Source organism: Vibrio sp. 1F279, from assembly GCF_041439815.1.
Classification (GTDB): domain Bacteria; phylum Pseudomonadota; class Gammaproteobacteria; order Enterobacterales; family Vibrionaceae; genus Vibrio; species Vibrio tasmaniensis_A.
In genome coordinates this window covers 1-21,282 of the sequence record NZ_JBGOOU010000045.1, presented here as the reverse complement: position 1 = coordinate 21,282, position 21,282 = coordinate 1, and the positions used below count along the sequence as shown (strand labels likewise).

Below are 21,282 nucleotides of genomic sequence, written 5' to 3'. Positions count from 1 at the left end.
AGGCTCCTTGCCTACCAGTTCTTAGGACTGGATATTAATATCAGTAAAGCACAACGTTTTCAGGATGATTGTTTATCTATGAATATTTTTGAACTAGTGCAAAAAAGGAAGCCGAAGCTTCCTTTAATCAATACGTTACTTCTTAAGTAGGAAGTTAACGAGCTCGAAGTATTCATCGAGAGAGCTGATACCTTGAGCGTCGACTAGGTAGCGGTTGTTAACGACGACCGCAGGAACACCAGAAAGACCGCTGTCTTTGAATGCTTTGTCGAAGCGGCGAACCATAGAGTCGACTGCAAAGCCGTTGTATGCCGCATCGAATTTCTTAGCATCAACGCCTTCGTCTAGGAAGATTTGACGCAATTCTTCTTCATCGCGTGGTGGCTTGTTCATGGTGTGGATGCGGTTAAACATCACTGGCACCATTTTATCTTCAACTTTCAGGGCAATCATGGTTGCGTAAGCTTTGCTCATTGGCAGACCCATGTTGCCACCCATGAATGAAACATGGTTCTTCTGTAGCTTAGCGTCTTTTGGTAGCAGTTGTTTTAGCTGCTGGATGATTGGTTCAAAGCTATTACAGTGTGGGCAGTAGAAAGAGAAGAACTCTGTCACCATTGGTTTTTTTGATGCTTCTAGATCGAGAACTTTGTAGTGTTCACCTTCGTTAAATTTCGCAGCGTGAGCTGAAAGGCTCAACATGATCAATGAGAAAAATGCGAATAGCTTTTTCATTTATCCAATCTCCATTATGTTTGAATTTTTATCTAGTTGTGTTGCGATTGCTGTTACCACTGAGGCATTAACGAAAGTGGTGGCTCTTGCAGGGTAGCAATTTGCTCTTTACAAGCAAGTACTTGTTGCTCCCAATATTTTGGATCATGAAACCATGGGAAGGCTAGAGGAAATGCAGGATCGTTCCATCGTTTCGCCAACCATGCCATGTAATGCACCATACGTAGACCGCGTAGTGGTTCGATTAGTTTCAGTTGCGCGGTATTAAAATCGCAAAATTCTTGATAGCTCTCTAGCAGAATATCCAGTTGCATTAGCTTATCTTGACGCTCGCCGTTAAGCAGCATCCACAAATCTTGTATCGCAGGGCCGTTACGTGCGTCATCAAGATCGACGAACATTGGCCCGTCACGCCATAAGATATTGCCAGGGTGGCAGTCACCATGCAGGCGGATATTTTCAATATTGCTTGGCCACTGGCTCTCTAGCTCTTTGATCAGAAGGTCGACATCATTGAAGAACGCGTTCTCTAGGTGTGTCGGGATAAACTGAGAGTTCTCTAGAATTTTACGTGGTTGATAAAGGTATTCGTCTAAGCTGATGGTCGGGCGATGCTGGAATGTTCTTCCTGCGCTGGCTTTATGAATACGCCCAAGAAAACGTCCAACGCCTTCCAATTGGTCTAGATTGTCGACTTCGTACTGTCTGCCACCAACACTTTCAAATAAGGCAAATAGGTAGCCTTGATATTCATGTAAGGTTGCGCCATTGATTCGCATTGGAGGTGCAACTGGCATCTCTTGTTCGATAAGCTCGAGTGCGAAGTCATGCTCTTCTTGGATCTGTGCTTTGTTCCAGCGCTGCGGACGATAAAACTTAACGACGTAGCGTTTACGGTCTTCATCGGTGAATTGATACACTCGATTTTCGTAACTGTTGAGAGCGAGAAGCCCGGATTCAGCACGGACTCCAATACTCTCCAGTGCGTACCACATGAAGTCGGGAGTCAGGTTATCAAAGTTAAAGGCTTGCATCGTCATAGAATAAAAAAGGCTCATTACTGAGCCTTTTTCCATTTATTGGGTTGTTATACCTAGCACTAAGGTGACTGGTATCAGAGCTTCTTGATAAAGCGGCTTTCGACTTTCATCGTAAACTCTTCATTATCCGAGAGTATAAACTGAATTGTCGAAACTGGTGAGCTCAGTTTTTCTGGATCGACGCCCAAACTGATAGGAAGGTTTAAAACCTCACCTGGGTCTACGGTAATCTTTTGTTTACCGTACCAGATAGAATCCGGTAGCCCGCTGACATCAAGTTTGTACTCTTGCTCTTGCTGAGTCTTGTTGATGACTTTCAAGTTGTAAGTATTTTCGACAAGCCCTTGGCTATTGATTCTAAATAGTTGGTTTCTATCGCGCAGAACGCTTAAGCCTGCAGGATCAACACTCGCGATTTGTGCGAAAAACAGTCCCAACATAACGATTAGTATTACGCCATAGCCCAAGAGCTTAGGACGCATCACCTTGGTTGAGTGCCCCTCAAGCCTATGTTCGGTGGTGTAGTTGATCAGACCTTTCTCATAACCCATACGTTCCATGGTGTTGTCACAAGCATCAATACACGCGCCACAGTTAATACACTCGTATTGCAGACCGTCACGAATATCGATACCCGTTGGGCACACTTGAACGCATAAATTACAGTCAATACAGTCGCCTAGACCAAGTTCTTTTGGATCGGCTTTACGAGAGCGAGGGCCGCGGCTTTCACCTCGTTCAGTGTCGTAACCCACGATGAAGGTATCTTTATCGAACATTGCCGATTGGAAACGCGCATACGGACACATGTGCAGACAAACAATAGAACGCATCCATCCCGCATTCGCATAAGTACACCCAGCAAAGAACAATACCCAAAACACTGGCCAGAAAGTCGAGTTAAAGGTAAAGAAGCCAACCACCAGCTCTTTGATTGGGATGAAGTAACCGACAAAGGTTAAGCCCGTCGCAATCGCAATAGCCCACCACGCGATGTGCTTGATAGTTTTTCTGAGAATTAAATTGCTCGTCAGTTTGCCCGAGTCTTGTTTTCTTCGCTTATTGGCAGCACCTTCCAGTTTCTCTTCGAACCAGATGTACATGAAGGTCCAGACGGTTTGCGGGCATAAATAACCACACCAGACTCGCCCTAAGAAGGTGGTTATGAAGAACAAGCCAAACGCCGCAATCATGAAGAGGATGGCGAGTAGCGTTAGATCTTGTGGGTATAGGGTTGTACCAAAGAAGTTGAACTGTTGGCTGCCGATATCGAGCAAGATCGCTTGTCGTTCACCGAATGGAATCCATGGGATAAGCGCAAAAAGTAAAAGTAAGAACCAACCGCCGTAACGACGAAGTTGTTGGAATTTACCTTTGCTTTCTCGAACATAGATTCGGTTACTTGGGTTAAATCGATCTCCATTACCTTTATGTGTTTTTGGGTTAAAGGTTTTAGGAGTCACATCTTTGATATCGATTTTATCCTGACTCATGGACTATCCTTTTTGTGGCTTGTTTGCCCGGTTAACTCGGGCATGACGACATTACTTGAAAGTATGGTTTAGAGAACCTGTAGAAATTGAGCTTGGTGCATTTGTTGGTATCGCACTCACTCTTATTATTTTAGAAGATTCTTATGGATGGCGATTATAGCGACAATCTTGTTCTCATTTCTTTAACGCTATCAACCTTTAACAACAAAAGTCATAACAGTTGTGACGAAAAAATAGCGAACAGAAACAAAAAAGCGACCGAGCGGTCGCTTTTAAAAATTGAGTGTTTTATCTATACGGCAATTGAGCTCTAAATAAATAGGCGACTAAAGAAGGCCACGCGCTTTTAGAATTGCGGTTTTGAAATCATCTTCTTGGTCTTTTTTAAGACCAGGGATCATTTCATCTTTTTCGCTATTACGCATTTTTAGATGGTAGATAAGAACATCGTCAGTTAGCTCTTCAAGTTTACCTTGGTAGCCCGCTTCTTTTGATAGCTTAATGATGAACTCTAACAGGTTAAGCTCTTGATCTTTCTGCCACTCAGGCTCCATCAGTTCAAGCAGTTCTTCAATGCGGTGACACTTCATACTTTATTTCTCCACAAATTTTATAATGATTTGTGGCTAAGGTATCAAATCGGGTAGGGAATACCAATGTGTAAACACATTTCAAGATGGGAGCAGGCAAGAAAAAAGCGCAGTAAAAACTGCGCTTTTTGTTAAGCGGCTTTAATCACTTTTGTTGTAGCCGGTGCTAATAAAGCAGCCTTCTCAACGAGAGTCATTGTAGGAGCCAATTTCTTAGCCGTTGGAGCAGCAACAAAGCCACTACGACGACGCATCGCACTACGGTTGGTGTGCGAGAACCTGACAGCTGTTGGGCGCATTAATTTACCTAACGGTCAGGCATATCCATTGCCAATCTAATGGCCTGATTTATCATGAGCTCCGCCTCAATTGCTTGAAGCGTCACTCGTCTGGCTTTCGCCAATCCGAAAAATAAATCAGGATAATGATATGCATGCATATCAAGGGTTAGATTATCACTATCTAAGTTATCGATCGACGCCTGAGTGATAATTAAACGATATTAGAGCTAAAATAGTGTGAGCAGTATATTTGAGTTTGAACCTCTTTCAGGCTTAAGATGATGTTTTAAAGGAGGTGCATATGTCGTTCTTAAAGAAAACGTTAGCAAGTTTTGGAATTGGATCTGCCAAGGTGGATTCTGTATTGCAACAGGAAGTGCTTTATCCAGGTAAGAAGGCGAGCATTATTGTACATGTCTACGGAGGTGCTCAGCCGCAGGAGATCGATAACATTGATCTCAACTTATGCTGTCGCTACGTCAAAGAAGTTACCGCGAACTCGCAAGGGCAAGAGGGCGGTCATAAACGCCGAATGCACCAGACATACTCGCTGGCAAAATGGAGCTTGCCGTATGCCTTTGTGATTCAACCGGGTGAAACCCGTGACTTTGAATGTGAGTTTGATGTGCCACTGAACACACCGGTTACGATTGGTGATTCAAAGGTATGGCTGGAAACCGGGTTGGATATTGCGATGGCGATTGACCCATCGGATAAAGACACCTTAACGGTTCGTCCCGACCCACTGCTCGATGGTATTTTTAACGAGCTTGAAGCTCAAGGCCTGCGTATTCGTCAAGTGGAATGTGAAGCGGTCAAAGGCTTTGAACTGCCGTTTGTACAAGAGTTTGAGTTTGTGCCGACGACGGGTCCTTATCATGGCCGTTGGCGTGAATTGGAAGTGGTGGCTCATCGTGATGAAACAGAGCTGAAGTTGTGGTTCGAGATTGATAGAAATCGCGATGGTGCAAAAGGCATGTTAGCTAGCTTGCTAGGCGTTGGTAAGCTACAGCGTCAATTGAGTGTGCCACTGGATACCTCACCACAAGATGCTGGCAAGATGGTACTTGAATATCTAGATAACGCCTCTTAGTTCCTATAACCCTTTAATTAACTCTTTGGTTATTTAGTTTTGGATCTTTTAGCCTCATTATATATTTCAGGCGTCATTAATGTCATAAAAGGTGTCATAAAAATTTAAGCTTACACGTGTAAGCTTAATGTGCAATACTGGGTCAATCGAACATTTACTCTAGTAGGATATTCATGTCTGCATTATCAGCCAGCGAATACAGTGACATCGAAGAACGCGCTAATGCAATAACCCATGGCTTGGGCGTTGTGCTCGGCGTGGTTGGTCTGATCTTGCTGCTTATTCGTGCGTTTGATTACCAAGCCGACATGCTAACTGTTGCTAGTATGGCGGTGTATGGCAGCAGTATTATTCTGCTCTTTCTCGCCTCCACGTTGTACCACTCTATCACCACTGAGAAAACCAAGCGCTTACTCAAAACCCTTGACCACTGTGCTATTTATTTGTTGATTGCGGGCAGTTACACGCCGTTTCTCTTAGTGGGCTTAAGAACTCCATTAGCGATGGGCTTGATGGCGGTGATCTGGGGGATTGCGCTAGTGGGCATCATCATGAAGATAGCCTTCGTTTATCGATTCAAGCGTTTATCGCTGTTCATTTACCTAGCGATGGGTTGGCTATCTTTGATAGTTGTTTATCAATTAGCGATGAATATCGATATAGGTGGTTTGGTGTTACTGGCAGTTGGCGGAGTGATTTACTCGCTGGGTGTGATTTTCTATGTGGCAAAACGCATCCCTTATAACCATGCCATCTGGCACTTGTTTGTATTGGCGGGCTGCGCTTGCCATTTCTTCGCTATCTATCTGTTTGTGACACCGGTTTAGTTTTGATTGAACCGGTATGCCCCTAACGGGTAGAAACGTCAGTGATCTCCACGTCTATTTTATATTCAGGATACTTATCAACATCGATCGCTAAGTATTTACCTTCTGCCGAAGTTTGTGGTCGAAGGTAGGTATCAGCAAGGCGCTTAATGGATTGCCAAGTGTTGATACTGCCTTGATGCAGCAGCTCACCCGTTGGTGAGTAGACAGTGATATTTAGCGTAACTAGCACGACGGCTTCTGTGCTTTGGTTAGTGACTGAAATAGGTAAGATTAGCTGTTCATTCTCGTAGAGTCCTGCCCCAATCAAAACGTCCACACCTGATTTGGAAAGCTGCAAGCTTGGCTTGGTGTCTCCAATCTTGATTGTGGTACCGCGTGTGTTTTTGGCTACAGGAATACTCGTCAATGCTGACTCTGCATTCGATGATGCGTTACTCACATACTGCCAAGTAAAATCGTCTTTTAGTAACACTTGCTTACCATCAGACAATGTGACCATTTGATCAGCAAAGGCAGAACTTACGAATACTGAGTTTGCGAGCAATGCGCTAGCGAGAAGTACGTATGATTTCATCTGTGTTTCCTTAAATATTCGCGGAATTAGCGTCGCCAAAAGGCTGGGAAAAATAGAACAATGAGCGTCAGTATCTCGAGTCGTCCCATTAGCATGCCTAAACTTAGCAACCATTTAGCGGCGTCTGGCAGTGGAGCAAAGTTCCCGGTTGGACCGATCACGCTGCCCATTCCCGGACCCACGTTGGCAACGGCTGTGATAGCGCCTGAGATGCTTGTTATTGGGTCTAACCCCATCGCACTCAAACCACCAGCAATTAAGATAATCGTGATAAAGAACATCAAACCAAATGCCACGAGTGAACGCACAATGTCGTCATTCACAGGTCGCTGATTGTAGCGTTGAACAAACACGCCCGATGGGTGAATTAGCTTCATCATTTGTTTGTGGAGCATGGTCATCGCGATCTGGAAACGGAAGATTTTAATACCGCCAGAGGTTGAACCCGAGCAAGCGCCTGCCATCATTAGGAATGCAAACAAGGTGGTTGGCAGTGCACCCCAGGCGGTGAAGTCTTCTAGGCCAAAACCGGTTGTGGTGACGACTGATACGATGTTGAACATCGAAACACGCATCGCATCCATAACAGTGTAGCCATCTCTAACCACCAACCATGTTGATATTACGGCGCTGGTGACCAAGAACAGGTATGTAAAACCTCTTACTTGCGCGTCTTTGTAGAGTATTGAGAGCTTTCGGCCTCGTAGTGCGCTAACAAACAGTAAGAACGGCAGACCGCCAAGAAACATGAACAGTGTTCCTACCCAATGAGCACTGTTAGAGAAGTGGTTCATTGAGCCATCTGATGTTGAGTAACCACCCGTCGACAGTGTTGTGAAGGCATGATTGATCGCATCGAAGATGCCCATGCCTGCAAACAAATAGCTAATGATGCATAAACCAGTCAGAACCAGATAAACCGCTACGATGTTCTTCGCGACTGTTTTTGCTCGTGGGCTGCTTTTATCTGACCAATCGGATGATTCAGTTTGGAACAGGCGCATACCACCGACGTTGAGCATTGGTAGAACCGCTACCGCCATAACGATGAAGCCGATGCCACCTAACCATTGCAGTATTGAACGCCACAACAGAATGCTTGGTGCCATGCTGTCTAAGCCGCTTAATACGGTTGAACCCGTCGTGGTGATACCTGACATGGTTTCGAAGTAGGCGTCCGTAAAGCTGATGTGATTAATGAAGACAAACGGCAGTGCAGCAAAGGCGCTGGCAATCGTCCAGACCAGAGAGGTGATCAGGAACATGTCCCGCACCCCAAGTCGGAACTTAGCGGAGCGGCCTAAACTCAAGCAGATAAACGCCACTATGTGCGTGATCACGACCGATTGACCAAACTCGAGAAAGCCACCGGTGCCTGTGAAAAAGGCAACCAATGTAGGGATGTACATGAAAAGGGCGAGTTTTGATAACACTAACCCTATCACTAATAATATCGGACGAAAGTTGACCATAGCTTAATAGACCATAGCTTTAATTGATTACAGCTTTGTGCCGGAGCGCCGTTCTCACAAAAGAAAGTTGCGAGAAGAAGCTCACGAGAACAAGGCTATAAGAAGAACGGGCTCGGTTGGAATAGAGACTCAACATCCGGTACGTATTTCTTGTCCACTAGGAACATCACTACGTGGTCATCCTGTTCGATTACGGTTCTATCGTGCGCGATAAGCACCTCTTCTCCGCGAACAATCGCACCAATAGTGGTGCCCGGTGGCAGTTTGATGTCGCCAATCGCTCGGCCAACGACTTTAGAGGTGGTCTCGTCACCGTGAGCAATGGCTTCAATCGCCTCTGCAGCGCCGCGACGTAGAGAGGATACGTTAACAATATCAGCACGACGAACGTGAGTAAGCAGCGCAGAAATCGTCGCTTGCTGTGGAGATATCGCAATATCAATCACGCCACCCTGAACAAGGTCGACATAAGCGCCACGTTGAATCAGCACCATTACTTTCTTGGCACCCATTCGCTTCGCCAGCATCGCTGACATGATGTTGGTTTCATCTTCATTGGTTAGGGCAATGAATACGTCTACTTGATCGATGTTCTCTTCGGTCAGCAGCTCTTGGTCGGCTGCATCACCACAGAATACGATGGTGTTTTCTAATTCTTCAGATAGCTTCTCGGCGCGAGTGTAGCTGCGCTCGATAAGTTTAATGCTGTAGCTCTGTTCAAGGCGTTTTGCCAAGCTTGCACCAATGTTACCACCGCCAACAATCATAATGCGTCGGTACGGTTTCTCTAGGCGTTGCAGTTCACTCATTACTGAGCGGATGTGGTTACTTGCTGCCACAAAGAAAACCTCATCATCGGCTTCAATGATGGTGGTGCCTTGTGGGCGAATAGGGCGACCTTGACGGAAGATAGCGGCAACACGAGTATCGATGTGCGGCATGTGCTCACGTAAAGCAGACAGGGCGTTACCAACCAATGGTCCACCGTAATAAGCTTTTACTGCTACTAGGCTAACTTTCTGTTCAGCAAAACTCACAACCTGCAATGCACCTGGATATTGAATCAGGCGCTCGATGTAGCTGGTCACTAGCTCTTCGGGTGCAATCAGGTGATCGACTGGGATAGCACCTGATTTGAAGAGCGCTTCTTTCTCTTCTAGATATTGAGGAGAACGAATACGAGCAATTCGGTTTGGCGTATTAAACAGAGAGAAGGCAACCTGACATGCGGCCATGTTGGTTTCATCCATGTTGGTTACGGCAACCAACATGTCGGCATCTTGCGCGCCCGCTTCACGTAGTGTGTTCGGGTGGCTGGCATAACCGTTTACAACCCTAAGGTCGTATTTGTCCTGAAGTTCACGCAGTCGGTCGGCATTACGGTCGACGATCGTGATGTCATTGTTTTCACCCACTAGGTTTTCAGCAAGGGTACCGCCAACTTGTCCAGCACCTAGAATAATGATCTTCATAGCCTTTCTCTTATTTTTTGCCGTTGTAATTCTAGTGCTCTCATTTCGCTTTGATAATGCACTAGAAAGAAACAGCGGCTAAGAAATAAATTCTTAGCCGCTGTTAGTTGTTATGCCTGTTTTACTAGAACTGCGTAGTAGAAGCCATCCATATCTTCTTCACCAGGCAGTATTTGACGACCCGGTTTTTCGATATCAGACCCAACTAGCGTTGCGTTCTCGGTACGCTCTAAGAATGCTTTCACTTGCAGCACGTTTTCTTGCGGCGTGATAGAGCATGTCGCATAAACCATGGTGCCGCCTTCTTTTAGCTGGCGCCACATTGCATCCAAAATCTCACTTTGCAGCTCTGCTAGTGCATCAATATCAGAGGCACGGCGTAGCCACTTAATGTCAGGGTGACGGCGGATTACACCGGTCGCTGAACATGGAGCATCAAGTAGGATGCGATCGAACTGACTGCCCGTCCACCACTCTTCAGGGTAGCGAGCATCACCACAGATTACGTCGGCACGTAGTTGTAGGCGTTCAAGGTTATCGTAAACACGGTCTAGGCGTTTAATATCACTGTCGATTGCAACCACTTCAGTGTCTTGAGTATGTTCAAGAATGTGTGCAGTTTTACCACCAGGTGCTGCGCAGCAGTCTAGGATTAGTTCACCATCTTTTGGTGTTAGGTAATCAACAGAAAGCTGAGCTGCAGCGTCTTGTACTGATACCCAGCCTCGGTCGAAACCAGGAAGCAAAGTAACATCACAAGGTGACGCTAATTTTATGGCATCAGCCGCTTCAGGGTGCAGTGTGTATTCAATGTTTTCGTTTTTAAGCAGTTCAACATACTCGTCACGAGTGTGGTGTTGGCGGTTTACGCGTAGCCACATTGGTGCCTTGCTGTTGTTTGCTTCAACTAGTTGCTCCCACTGATCTGGGTAGCTTTCTTGAAGCATTTTTAGGATCCAGCTTGGATGGCTGTATTTGCCCGCATTGTGGCTAACGGCTTTCTCATCTAGCTCTTCTTGATCGCGCAGGTAGCTGCGAAGCACTGCGTTGATCAAACCACTCAGGCTTGGGCCGCGCAGTGTTTTGGTTGCTTCAACTGTTTCAGCAACGGCAGCATGCGAAGGAATGCGCATAAAGCTCAACTGGTAAATGCCTACTAAGATCAGGTGGTGGAATACGCGCTTTTTACCTTTAAGCGAGTTTTCCATCAGTTCGTTAGCGATTGACTCCAAGCGAGGCAGGTAACGAAGTGCGCCGTAGCAAATCTCTTGCAGTAGAGCATGGTCTCGCGGACGGATCGTTTTTTGAGCCGCAGGGAGAGCGTGTGAAAGAGAGTGGCCTTTATCGACAACTTGGAATAGGACATTTGCAGCAGCAGCGCGAACATTCATGAGGGGTACCGAATATTTATTTGAATACATGAGGGCATCTCTGCCCTCGTAAAGGTTTTCTAAACTGTGTTTTTACAAGCTACACGTTTTAAAGTACATATTGAGTAGCTTTAAAGCGGTTAAGAAAGTTGAGTACCAACTTCAAACCAGCTTGCACGTGAGTTCAAGATATCTTGAACTGACATGGCTTTTTTGCCTGGAACTTGTAACTGTTCCAATACTAGTACTTTGTCGCCAGTCGCAACATAAATACCAGTCTTATCTGCTTTGATGATTGAGCCAGCTGGCGCAGATGTCGATTCTTCATCAACACGCGTCTGCCAAACTTTAATGCTTTTTTCATCATTAGAGCTGCTATCAACAATCGCAAAGTGACTCATTGGCCACGGGTTGAAAGCGCGCACACAACGTTCGATGTGTTCTGCACTGTCATTCCAATCAATTTTAGCTTCTTCTTTGCTCAGCTTCTTCGCGTAGTTAGCAAGTTCGTCGTCTTGCTTCTCAGCAACAGCCTTACCAGAAGCGATGTCAGCTAAACACTCAACAAGCGCATCAGGACCAAGACCAGCTAACTTTTCGTACATTGACGCACTGGTATCTGTAGATTCGATTGGTAGCGTTGCGATGTTTAGCATATCCCCGGTATCTAGGCCGATATCCATCTGCATGATCGTTACGCCAGTCTCTTTATCGCCCGCCCAGATAGAGCGTTGGATCGGAGCAGCACCACGCCAGCGCGGTAGGATAGAACCATGCACGTTAATACAACCCAAGCGAGGCGTATCTAGTACAGCTTGTGGAAGAAGCAAGCCGTAAGCGACAACAACCATGATGTCAGCATTCAAATCTGCTAGCTCTTGCTTAGCTTCATCTGACTTGAAATTTTCTGGTTGGTAAACCGGAATATTGTTTTCAAGTGCGATGTTTTTTACTGGGCTCGCAGTCAGTTTTTTACCGCGGCCTGCTGGACGATCTGGCTGTGTGTAAACAGCAATAACTTCATGCTCCGAAGACAACAACGCCGCCAAATGACGGGCGGCGAAATCCGGAGTACCTGCGAAGACAATTCTTAAAGATTGACCCAAGGTAGACTTCCTTCTTAATTTAGTAATAGCAGCGGTTATTAACCTTGTTTCTCGTTGAAACGTTTAATCTTCGCTAGCTTATCTTGAATACGTTTGCGCTTTAGTGGCGATAGGTAATCAACAAACAACTTGCCTTCTAGGTGGTCAAGTTCGTGCTGAACACAGATAGCCAGAAGGTCGTCAGCGTCGAATGTGAATTCGTTGCCTTCACGATCTAATGCTTTAACCGTTACTTCTGCAGCGCGAGGTACTAGAGCTCGAGCGCCTGGTACAGATAGACAGCCTTCTTCGATACCATCTTCGCCACGTTTGTCGGTAATTTCAGGGTTGATCAGAACCATAGGCTCGTCACGTGTTTCTGAAATATCGATAACAACGATGCGCTGGTGGAAATCTACTTGCGTTGCCGCAAGGCCGATACCTTCTTCGTCGTACATGGTTTCAATCATGTCATCAACGAACTTTTGAATCTCTGGGGTAACTTCTTTTACCGGTTTCGCCACGGTACGTAGACGATCATCTGGTAATGTTAATACTTGTAATACAGACATATACACTCGAAATATTGAACTGTGCCGAAACAGCTTAAACCTTGTTGGCTCAATTCTAGACATTTTAGAGGTCAAATGACAGCATCCTGAAGGTAATTCTCTAATCAGATGTCATATATTCAGACCAAGGAACCTAGGTCATGCGTCATTTTTCCCCCGCTTTATCTCTTATTTGTGCCTCGCTTTCGTTCGCCGTTATGGCTGAAAATAGTGAGCAACCTTTAGCCATTAAACAAGGCGCACCCGAGGCGTATGTGGTGGTTAAGGGCGATACCTTATGGGATATCTCCGCGATGTATCTCGATAGCCCTTGGTTGTGGCCAAGGTTATGGCAGGTAAACCCTGAAATAGAAAACCCTCACCTTATTTACCCTGGAGATAAATTGTCTTTGGTTTGGATTAATGGTGAGCCTGTATTGAGCCTCAAACCCGTCATCAAGCTAAGCCCTAAGATTCGTGTCTCTGAGAAGAAAGCAGTACCTACCGTCAATGAGGGGCTGGTTTTGCCGTATCTACAATCTGATCGCTTGGTTGAGCAGCAAGATATTCAATCGGCTCAACGAGTGTTGGGGACAAGTGATGGTAAACGTTTCTTATCAGGTGAAGACCGACTATTTATCTCGGGCAATCAGCAACATCAAAAATGGGGTATTTACCGTTCTGTCGAAACTTACCAACGACAGCAACTTCAAGCGAGTATGACTTCTTTGCGTTTGGTCGCCACGGCGCGCTTGAAAGAGGTGGATGCTGAGTTCAGTAGTTTGCAAATAGAGACTCAATTGCAAGAGGTATTGCTCAACGACCTCGTGTTACCAGAGCTTGGCATTGATCAGGTGAAGCTCTCAACCACATTTTATCCAGCGCCTAGTGCTGCGGGGCAGTTTGCTAATATCTTGGGGTCATTAGATAGCAGCCAATACAGTGCAAAGAATCAGGTCGTGGTTATTAACAAAGGCTCACAGGACAATCTTCGCCAAGGATCTATGTTTACGCTTAGTGAAAGCGGCGCGGTGGTGTTTGGTAAACAGGGTGAATATAGCTATAAAGAGTCAGCGGCGAGCGATAAGGTGCAGTTGCCAAGTACCTCACTCGGTAGCTTGATGGTCATTCGTCCTTATGAGTATTTTAGCTTGGCCTTGATCACTCAGAGCTCTAAGCCTGTAAGTAATGACATTTTGGCGGTATCGCCTTTGGACCTTGCTTTGACGGAAGAGCTTAAGGGCACCGAGTGAATGAGCAACAACTGAGTGCTTGGCTAACTCTAAGTTTTGTACCGCAATTGGGTGGCAAGCGACTTTCTCGACTGCTGAGCATTGATTCTCCTTTTAATATTGTTGGCTACTCAAGCCAGCAACTGCAAGCGATTGGCTTGTCAGCTAAGCAAATCTCCTATTTAAGAGAGCAAGCCCCAAGAGAAGTGGAGGCTTGCCTAGCGTGGCAAGCAAGACAACCCAACCATCACATTATTACCCCGAATTGCTCGCATTATCCCAAACTGCTGAATGAGACCGCCTCTGCGCCGAGCGTGCTTTTCGTTAAAGGTCACGTTGAAAAACTGATTGAACCTCAAATCGCGATGGTTGGCAGTCGTAATGCCAGCCTCGAAGGGTTGCAAACCGCGAAGTCCTTCGCCAAAGAGTTCGTCCAAAACGGTTTGATCGTTACGAGTGGCTTAGCACTAGGTATTGATGGTTATGCTCATGATGGTGCTCTAGATAAAGGAGGGGAAACTTTCGCGGTTTTAGGCTCTGGCTTAGATTCCATTTACCCTGCGCGGCACAGAAACTTAGCTGATAGAATCTACGAAAATGGTGCGCTGATTTCAGAGTTTCGTCCAAACGCAAAACCACGACCTGAACATTTCCCTCGGCGTAACCGTATTATAAGTGGGTTATCGCTCGGAACCTTGGTAGTTGAGGCAGCTGAAAAGAGTGGCTCTTTGATTACAGCTCGCTATGCCATGGAGCAAGGTCGAGAGGTGTTTGCGCTGCCCGGCTCAATTCATAGCCCAACCAGTCGCGGAGGTAACAGCTTAATTAAAGCTGGAGCATGTTTAGTACAAAATGCTCAAGATGTTCTGATCGAAATAAAGAGTCTGTTAGACTGGTCTATCGATCAGCAACCCAGCTTGTTCGAACCTACGCCCAGTATGGGGGAAAATGAACAATTGCCATTTCCACAGCTGTTAGCTAACGTAGGGTTAGAGGCGACACCCGTTGATATTTTGGCACAGAGAACCCATATACCTGTGCATGAGGTCATGATGCAGCTTTTAGAGCTTGAGCTCTCAGGGCATGTTGTTGCAGTTTCCGGTGGCTATATTCGAAAGGGGAGAGGCTAAGCTATGATGATGGACATACTGATGTACTTGTTTGAAACCTACATCCATAGCGATTCTGAATTGCAGGTGGATCAAGATGAGCTGGAAGATGAGCTTCTTCGAGCAGGGTTTCACCAAGACGATATTTATAAGGCCCTCCATTGGTTAGAAGATCTTGCGGCATTGCAAGATACTGAGAATCAAGCGGCGATTACTATGTGTTCCAATACCTCGATGCGTATTTATACCAGTCGAGAGATTTCACGTATTAATATGGAGTGCCGAGGTTTCTTATTGTTCCTTGAACAGATCAACGTACTCACGACAGAGATTCGTGAAATGGTGATTGATCGTGTGATGGGGCTTGAGACGAGCGAATTTGAATTGGATGATCTGAAATGGATTATCTTAATGGTGCTATTTAATGTGCCGGGTAATGAAAGTGCTTACACGCAAATGGAAGAGCTGTTGTACACCAAAGAGCAAGGTATCTTGCATTAATACAGGCTTGTCATGAGTAGTAAGATTGATAATCAGCTTTTTTCAGCACATGAACATGCATTAGAGCATGAACCATGCCCGCAGTGTGGTGGAGAGCTTCAGCTTCGCCATGGTAAGCACGGCCCATTTTTAGGCTGTAAGCAGTATCCGAGCTGTGATTACATCAAGCCTCTACATCAAAACGATGGTCACGTAGTGAAAGAGCTGGGTGTGCCGTGTCCTAAATGCCAAAACGAATTGGTATTAAGGCAAGGCCGCTTTGGGATGTTCATTGGCTGTAGCAGTTACCCAACGTGTAATCACATCGAATCTTTGGACCAACCAAAAGAACAACTTGAAGAGCAGCCACTTGTTGCTTGCCCTGAGTGTGGCAGAGGCCATTTGGTTGAGCGTAAATCTCGCTATGGCAAAACCTTCTATGCTTGTGATAACTACCCAAAGTGTAAGTTCGCAGTAAACCAACCACCTATTATCGGTCGTTGTGAAGAGTGTCAGTTCCCGTTGTTACTTGAGAAGAAAACAGCCAATGGAACCAAGAAACAATGCGCTGATCGCAAGTGTCACCACATTCAATCTCAATAACCTGATGTTATAGACAAAAAAACGGCGATCACTGAGCGCCATTTTTATATCAAATCCACAATGTCGGCTACTTCATCTGCTCAGCAAACTCATGCACAGCAGGGTAAGCTTGCTTATCGAGAATGTCTGCCAGTGAGCATAACGCTCTTTGCAGTTCTGCGTTGTAGTCAGCGCTCACGTTAATGTGGCCCATCTTACGACCTGCACGCTTCTCTTTGCCATACCAATGAACATGACAGCCACCTTGAGCTAGAATAGCCCCAGGTAGGGTATCTTCACCAAGAATGTTGATCATTGCGGTTGGGCGAATCAGTTTAGTACTGCCTAGTGGCATACCACACACAGCACGTAGGTGGTTCTCAAACTGACAAGTTTCAGCGCCTTGCTGTGTCCAATGGCCAGAGTTATGAACGCGTGGTGCAATCTCATTAACCAGCAGTGAACCTTGAACATCAAAGAACTCAAGTGCTAGCACGCCAACGTAATCCAAACGTTCTGCAACAGCGGTGAACATGGTTTTTGCTTGCTCTTGCAGTTCAATGTCATCAATCGCTGTCGATAAGCTCAATACGCCGTCGGTGTGAACATTTTCAGCCAGTGGGTACACTTGGATCTCGCCATTGGCGCCACGAGCACCGACAAGTGATACTTCGCGGTCAAACGGAACGAACTCTTCAGCCACAATCGCTTGGTTGTCTGTTGCTGCAATGCACTCAGCCATTTCTGTCCAAGTTGACTCAACATTATCTAATGTCTTTAAGCGCCACTGGCCTTTACCATCGTAGCCGCCAAGTGTGCTCTTCAATACCATTGGTAAGCCTACGTGAGCGATTGCAGCGTCAAAGTCTTCGCGAGAGTTAATCACGTAGTACTTAGCATTTTTCACGTTTGCTTCGTCTAACAGGGCTTTTTCAAGACGACGGTCACCGCCAGCTTTGATTGCTTCTGTTGTCGGTAAGAACTTACCGCTGCGCTCACATACCTCAAGCACGTCGTGAGGGATATGTTCGAACTCTGCAGTAATGACGTCCGCACGCTCAATCGCATTGTCTAAGCCGTTGCCTAGAATCGCTTGCGTTAGTGGGTGAACAATATTTTTGCTACCAACATCAAAAGCAGAAATTTCAATATTCAGCGGTGCCCCAGCTAGGGACATCATGCGAGCAAGTTGGCCCGCGCCTAACACAAGAACATGCATTGGAATTAGTCCTCTGCAGGGTTTGGATTAGCAAGAACCGTTTCTGTTTGCTCAGAGCGGAACGCTTCTACTTTCGCCATCACCTCTTCATTGTGTGTACCAATGATTTGAGCGGCTAGGATGCCTGCATTGGCAGCGCCAGCTTCACCGATAGCCAGAGTACCTACCGCGATACCTTTTGGCATTTGTACGATAGAAAGCAGTGAGTCCATGCCTTTCAGTGCTTTAGACTGAACAGGAACACCAAGAACTGGGACGCTTGTGAAAGCAGCTGCCATGCCCGGAAGGTGAGCTGCACCGCCAGCACCCGCAATAATCACTTTAATACCGCGCTCTTTCGCACTGGTTGCGTAGTCTGCTAGCAACTGAGGTGTGCGGTGAGCAGAAACCACTTTTGTTTCGTACGCCACGCCAAACTGATCCAACATTTCTGCAGCTAGCTTCATTGTTGGCCAATCAGATTTAGAACCCATGATAATACCGACAGTCATCTCAAACTCCTTCAGGTACGATTTAATTAGTGATTAGATATTTTGCGCGCATTATACGGGTAAAATTGCTTAAGGAAAACGTTTGCGTCAGTCTAAGTTGTTAATTGATACATTTTATAAACAAATAGCTTTAGTCACAGTGAATGATAATTTGTACACTTAGCGAGTTCGATAACAGAATTAATGAGGCAACCCTTGGATAACTTTCAACATACTTTGCAGGCATTACAACAAGGTGAAGTCATTGCTTACCCGACTGAAGGCGTTTTTGGGGTCGGTTGTGATCCCGATAATCCACAAGCCATTAAGAAATTGCTCGATTTAAAACAGCGGCCGATGGAGAAAGGGTTGATCCTAATTGCTGCGAGTTACGAGCAGTTGCTGCCCTATATTGACGAAAGCCAGTTGACGGAAGCGCAGTTAGCGACCGTAAAAGCAACATGGCCTGGACCTGTGACTTGGATAATGCCAACCAGCAGTAAAGTAACTGACTGGGTCAGTGGCCAATTTGAATCCATCGCGGTACGAGTGACGGATCACCCTTTGGTTCAAAGAATGTGTAATGAGTTCGGCAAGCCGTTAACCTCTACCAGTGCCAACCTGACTGGCGAGCCGCCTTGTATGACGACTGAAGAAGTTCAGCTGCAACTTGGCCAACATTTGGTGGCTATTTTAGAAGGTCAAACGGGTGGTCGTGAGAAGCCAAGCGAAATTAGAGATGCAAAAACGTCGAAAATATTAAGACAGGGTTAAACCCAGCAGAGGAAGAAAGATGTCAGCAATTGATAAAGAAGCGGTAAAGCAGTTTTTATTGAGCCTACAAGATTCGATTTGCCAACAGCTTGAGCAAGCTGATGGTGCAGCGTTGTTTGAAGAAGACGCATGGCAGCGCGAACCTGGCGAACGCCTCGGTGGCGGTGGCCGCACTCGCGTGATGACCAATGGTGCTTTATTTGAACAAGGCGGAGTTAACTTCTCTCATGTAGCGGGTAAAGCTATGCCTGCCTCTGCAACCGCTCATCGTCCTGAATTAGCCGGGCGTAAGTTTGAAGCGATGGGCGTTTCATTAGTAATCCACCCTAAAAACCCATACATCCCAACCTCACACGCGAACGTTCGATTCTTTATTGCGGAAAAAGAAGGTGAAGATCCAATTTGGTGGTTTGGTGGTGGTTTTGATTTAACACCATTCTATCCTTTTGATGAAGATTGCCAGTCTTGGCATCAAACCGCTAAAGATCTGTGCGCACCATTTGGTGAGGACGTTTACCAAGAACATAAAGAGTGGTGTGATAAATACTTCTATCTGCCTCACCGAGACGAAACACGCGGTGTTGGTGGTCTGTTCTTTGATGACTTAAATGAGTGGGGTTTCGATAAGAGCTTTGCTTATATGCAGGCTGTCGGTGAAGGCTTTGCAGCCGCCTATCTACCAATTGTAGAACGACGAAAAGAGACGTCTTACGGTGAGCGCGAGCGTGACTTCCAACTTTATCGTCGTGGTCGCTATGTTGAATTTAACCTAGTTTACGACCGTGGCACCCTGTTTGGTCTGCAAAGTGGTGGGCGCACAGAGTCTATATTGATGTCGATGCCGCCGTTGGCTCGTTGGGAATATCGTTACGAACCACAAGCAGGGTCACCAGAAGCTCTGCTTTATAGTGATTACCTAAAACCTCGAGTTTGGTAGTTCTTCCTTCCTTATAGGGATAGTGATAGGGTCATCTAATATAGATGACCCTTTTTATTATTTCTGTTAGGTAAGGATATGACACAGCAAGTAGATCGTTATGCCGTTTTCGGTAACCCTATTGGGCAAAGCAAATCGCCATTCATTCACACATTATTTGCTCGCCAAACCAGCCAACAACTTACCTATACAGCACTCCAGCCAGAACAAGGTGAATTCATCATTGCTGCTCAAGCTTTTTTTAGTGAGGGTGGTAGAGGGTGTAATGTCACAGCACCTTTTAAAGAAGATGCGTATCAGTTCGCTAATCGCCTGACTGAAAGAGCTGAACTAGCAGGTGCCGTAAACACACTTAAGAAGCTCGATGATGGAGAGATCATTGGTGATAACACCGATGGTGAAGGCTTAGTTCAAGACCTTCTTCAACATCAAGTTGCGTTAAAAGGAGCTCGCGTTCTTCTACTTGGTGCTGGTGGTGCTGCTCGAGGAGTGATTCAACCTCTACTCGACCAAAAGCCACAACAGTTGGTAGTCGCTAATCGAACCAGTTCAAAGGTTGAACTTCTGGCTGAGATGTTTTCTTCACATGGAAACATCAAAGGAATGGGGTTAAGTGATGTTAATGAAGGGTTTGATGTAATCATTAACTCGACCTCGTCTGGTCTAAGTGGTCAGCTTCCTGAAATTTCTGAGATTATCTTCAATTCGAATAGTGCTGTTTATGACATGGTTTACGGATCTGGAACGACGGTATTCAATCAGTGGGCATTAGATAATGGTGTTCACGCTGCTTATGATGGTTTGGGTATGTTGGTAGGGCAGGCCGCTGAGAGCTTTATGCTGTGGCGTGGTCTTCGCCCTGGGACAAAACAGATTTTAAGAGAATTACGTAGAAACTTAGAGATGTAACAAGGTATTTATAAAAAATGAATCAATCAATTCTATTTCCGGATATCCAAGATTGGGATGAAGCAAGTCAATCTATCACTTTCCCAGCACAGCAATCGGGTGCATTGATCGAATGTGTCTTATCTATTGAAGAATTATCACGATTGGCAGGTAAAGAGATAGAAGAGGGCGATCAAGCTATAGTTATCTTTTCAGAGTTACGTTTCGATATTGAAGAGCTAGCGGAAGAGTTAATAGAAGAAGAGGAGTATGACTCCTCTAATCGGATTCAGATCAAAGCGCTTTAAACTGGAAGCACAGAGTCTAGATAGTCGTTTTTATTCTGAACATAGTTGTCAGCTGACTTCTGTAAAAAGGCACGCTCCTTATCATTTAATGGGCGTGCTTGTTTTACCGGGCTTCCTACATATAGATAACCGCTCTCAAGTACCTTCTTAGGCGGGACTAAGCTACCAGCACCAATCATCACTTCTTCTTTAATAATCGCGCCATCAAGCACGATAGCTCCCATACCAACAAGTACACGATCTTCAATCGTGCAGCCATGCAGCATTACTTTGTGTCCGATAGTGACATCATTACCTATTAATAGCGGGTAACCCTCAGGGTTTTCTGCATTCTTATGGGTGACGTGCAAAACGCTGCCGTCTTGGATATTCGTTCTATCTCCAATATGAATGTGGTTCACATCTCCTCGAGCTGCAACCAAAGGCCACACGCTAGAGTCGTCACCGATTTTGATATCCCCAACCAGTACCGAACTTGTATCTATATAGACACCTTGTCCAATCTGAGGGGATATTCCTTTATAACTGCGCATTGAACTCATAAATCCTCCTTTATATAGGCACCTTAAGCCCTTAATTAAGGGGAATACTAGTGAAAATGGGGTGTTTTGAACAAAAAACGCTCGAACAATCAAAAAAGTAAGAAAAACTTCAAAAAGGGCTTGCCAGTGTGATCGAAATCTCTATAATGCGACCT

Annotated in this window: 24 protein-coding genes; 10 read left to right on the top strand and 14 right to left on the bottom strand. The window is 45.7% G+C overall.

The annotated features are described in order from the left end of the window. Positions 1-135: 135 nt before the first annotated feature. The 5 genes from ACED60_RS22585 to ACED60_RS22565 form a co-directional block, all read right to left on the bottom strand. On the bottom strand, positions 136-735 hold the full coding sequence (locus ACED60_RS22585; protein WP_371728536.1) for a thiol:disulfide interchange protein DsbA/DsbL: 600 nt from the start codon (positions 733-735) through the stop codon (positions 136-138). A 53-nt stretch (positions 736-788) separates the two neighbouring features. Continuing rightward, positions 789-1,775 (bottom strand): serine/threonine protein kinase, encoded by a 987-nt coding sequence (locus ACED60_RS22580; RefSeq protein WP_371728545.1) that lies wholly within the window; start codon positions 1,773-1,775, stop codon positions 789-791. A gap of 74 nt (positions 1,776-1,849) precedes the next feature. Next, complete coding sequence (ccoG, locus tag ACED60_RS22575) at positions 1,850-3,268, bottom strand: cytochrome c oxidase accessory protein CcoG (RefSeq protein ID WP_009848106.1); 1,419 nt, start codon at positions 3,266-3,268, stop codon at positions 1,850-1,852. A gap of 326 nt (positions 3,269-3,594) precedes the next feature. Then, complete coding sequence (locus ACED60_RS22570) at positions 3,595-3,858, bottom strand: YihD family protein (protein WP_009848104.1); 264 nt, start codon at positions 3,856-3,858, stop codon at positions 3,595-3,597. Positions 3,859-3,989: 131 nt separating this feature from the next. Next, the gene (locus ACED60_RS22565; RefSeq protein ID WP_012605092.1) at positions 3,990-4,157 is read right to left on the bottom strand and encodes a hypothetical protein; all 168 of its coding nucleotides are present in this window, start codon (positions 4,155-4,157) and stop codon (positions 3,990-3,992) included. 283 nt (positions 4,158-4,440) lie between these two features. On the opposite strand from ACED60_RS22565, the gene ACED60_RS22560 reads away from it, so the two are divergent. Further along, a complete protein-coding gene (locus ACED60_RS22560) occupies positions 4,441-5,232 on the top strand; it encodes a sporulation protein (protein WP_009848102.1) in 792 nt (263 codons plus the stop codon). A gap of 173 nt (positions 5,233-5,405) precedes the next feature. Continuing rightward, positions 5,406-6,059, top strand: coding sequence for a hemolysin III family protein (locus ACED60_RS22555; RefSeq protein ID WP_371728535.1), 654 nt, complete (start codon positions 5,406-5,408; stop codon positions 6,057-6,059). Positions 6,060-6,081: 22 nt separating this feature from the next. Here the strand turns inward: ACED60_RS22555 and ACED60_RS22550 are convergent, their stop codons facing one another. The 6 genes from ACED60_RS22550 to def form a co-directional block, all read right to left on the bottom strand. Further along, entirely contained in the window at positions 6,082-6,636 is a 555-nt protein-coding gene (locus tag ACED60_RS22550) for a DUF3157 family protein (protein WP_009848100.1), read from the bottom strand. 26 nt (positions 6,637-6,662) lie between these two features. Further along, positions 6,663-8,108 (bottom strand): TrkH family potassium uptake protein, encoded by a 1,446-nt coding sequence (locus ACED60_RS22545; protein ID WP_009848099.1) that lies wholly within the window; start codon positions 8,106-8,108, stop codon positions 6,663-6,665. 95 nt (positions 8,109-8,203) lie between these two features. Next, a complete protein-coding gene (gene trkA, locus ACED60_RS22540) occupies positions 8,204-9,610 on the bottom strand; it encodes a Trk system potassium transporter TrkA (protein ID WP_122056048.1) in 1,407 nt (468 codons plus the stop codon). 80 nt (positions 9,611-9,690) lie between these two features. Next, complete coding sequence (gene rsmB, locus ACED60_RS22535) at positions 9,691-10,971, bottom strand: 16S rRNA (cytosine(967)-C(5))-methyltransferase RsmB (protein ID WP_017099685.1); 1,281 nt, start codon at positions 10,969-10,971, stop codon at positions 9,691-9,693. A gap of 119 nt (positions 10,972-11,090) precedes the next feature. Beyond that, a complete protein-coding gene (fmt, locus tag ACED60_RS22530; RefSeq protein ID WP_371728534.1) occupies positions 11,091-12,056 on the bottom strand; it encodes a methionyl-tRNA formyltransferase in 966 nt (321 codons plus the stop codon). Positions 12,057-12,094: 38 nt separating this feature from the next. Beyond that, a complete protein-coding gene (gene def, locus ACED60_RS22525) occupies positions 12,095-12,607 on the bottom strand; it encodes a peptide deformylase (RefSeq protein ID WP_004735769.1) in 513 nt (170 codons plus the stop codon). 140 nt (positions 12,608-12,747) lie between these two features. Between def and ACED60_RS22520 the strand changes: the two genes are divergently transcribed. Genes ACED60_RS22520 through ACED60_RS22505 form a run of 4 tightly spaced genes read left to right on the top strand, consistent with a single transcriptional unit; the run spans position 12,748 to position 16,010 of the window. Continuing rightward, a complete protein-coding gene (locus ACED60_RS22520) occupies positions 12,748-13,839 on the top strand; it encodes a LysM peptidoglycan-binding domain-containing protein (protein ID WP_371728533.1) in 1,092 nt (363 codons plus the stop codon). After that, positions 13,836-14,948, top strand: a complete 1,113-nt coding sequence (gene dprA, locus ACED60_RS22515; RefSeq protein ID WP_108196423.1) for a DNA-processing protein DprA — start codon at positions 13,836-13,838, stop codon at positions 14,946-14,948. Before ACED60_RS22520 ends, dprA begins: the two co-directional genes overlap by 4 nt. 3 nt (positions 14,949-14,951) lie before the next feature. Further along, positions 14,952-15,428 (top strand): DUF494 family protein, encoded by a 477-nt coding sequence (locus ACED60_RS22510; protein WP_004735774.1) that lies wholly within the window; start codon positions 14,952-14,954, stop codon positions 15,426-15,428. A 12-nt stretch (positions 15,429-15,440) separates the two neighbouring features. Then, complete coding sequence (locus ACED60_RS22505; RefSeq protein ID WP_135382211.1) at positions 15,441-16,010, top strand: type I DNA topoisomerase; 570 nt, start codon at positions 15,441-15,443, stop codon at positions 16,008-16,010. Positions 16,011-16,077: 67 nt separating this feature from the next. On the opposite strand, the gene ACED60_RS22500 is transcribed toward ACED60_RS22505, so the two are convergent. Next, on the bottom strand, positions 16,078-17,208 hold the full coding sequence (locus ACED60_RS22500) for a 5-(carboxyamino)imidazole ribonucleotide synthase (RefSeq protein WP_371706312.1): 1,131 nt from the start codon (positions 17,206-17,208) through the stop codon (positions 16,078-16,080). 5 nt (positions 17,209-17,213) lie between these two features. Beyond that, complete coding sequence (gene purE, locus ACED60_RS22495) at positions 17,214-17,699, bottom strand: 5-(carboxyamino)imidazole ribonucleotide mutase (protein ID WP_004735777.1); 486 nt, start codon at positions 17,697-17,699, stop codon at positions 17,214-17,216. 195 nt (positions 17,700-17,894) lie between these two features. Between purE and ACED60_RS22490 the strand changes: the two genes are divergently transcribed. The 4 genes from ACED60_RS22490 to ACED60_RS22475 all read left to right on the top strand — a co-directional run bounded on the left by ACED60_RS22490 (position 17,895) and on the right by ACED60_RS22475 (position 20,585). Then, on the top strand, positions 17,895-18,452 hold the full coding sequence (locus tag ACED60_RS22490) for an L-threonylcarbamoyladenylate synthase (protein ID WP_102383301.1): 558 nt from the start codon (positions 17,895-17,897) through the stop codon (positions 18,450-18,452). Positions 18,453-18,471: 19 nt separating this feature from the next. Continuing rightward, positions 18,472-19,389: an oxygen-dependent coproporphyrinogen oxidase gene (hemF, locus tag ACED60_RS22485; protein ID WP_371706314.1), complete on the top strand. Its 918-nt coding sequence runs from the start codon at positions 18,472-18,474 to the stop codon at positions 19,387-19,389. Between the two features lie 78 nt (positions 19,390-19,467). Continuing rightward, a complete protein-coding gene (aroE, locus tag ACED60_RS22480; protein WP_371728532.1) occupies positions 19,468-20,298 on the top strand; it encodes a shikimate dehydrogenase in 831 nt (276 codons plus the stop codon). A gap of 17 nt (positions 20,299-20,315) precedes the next feature. Next, a complete protein-coding gene (locus tag ACED60_RS22475) occupies positions 20,316-20,585 on the top strand; it encodes a DUF1488 domain-containing protein (protein WP_017087268.1) in 270 nt (89 codons plus the stop codon). Here the strand turns inward: ACED60_RS22475 and ACED60_RS22470 are convergent. After that, positions 20,582-21,127: a gamma carbonic anhydrase family protein gene (locus ACED60_RS22470; protein WP_371728531.1), complete on the bottom strand. Its 546-nt coding sequence runs from the start codon at positions 21,125-21,127 to the stop codon at positions 20,582-20,584. The two genes, ACED60_RS22475 and ACED60_RS22470, sit on opposite strands and share 4 nt — an antisense overlap. Between the last annotated feature and the right edge of the window lie 155 nt (positions 21,128-21,282).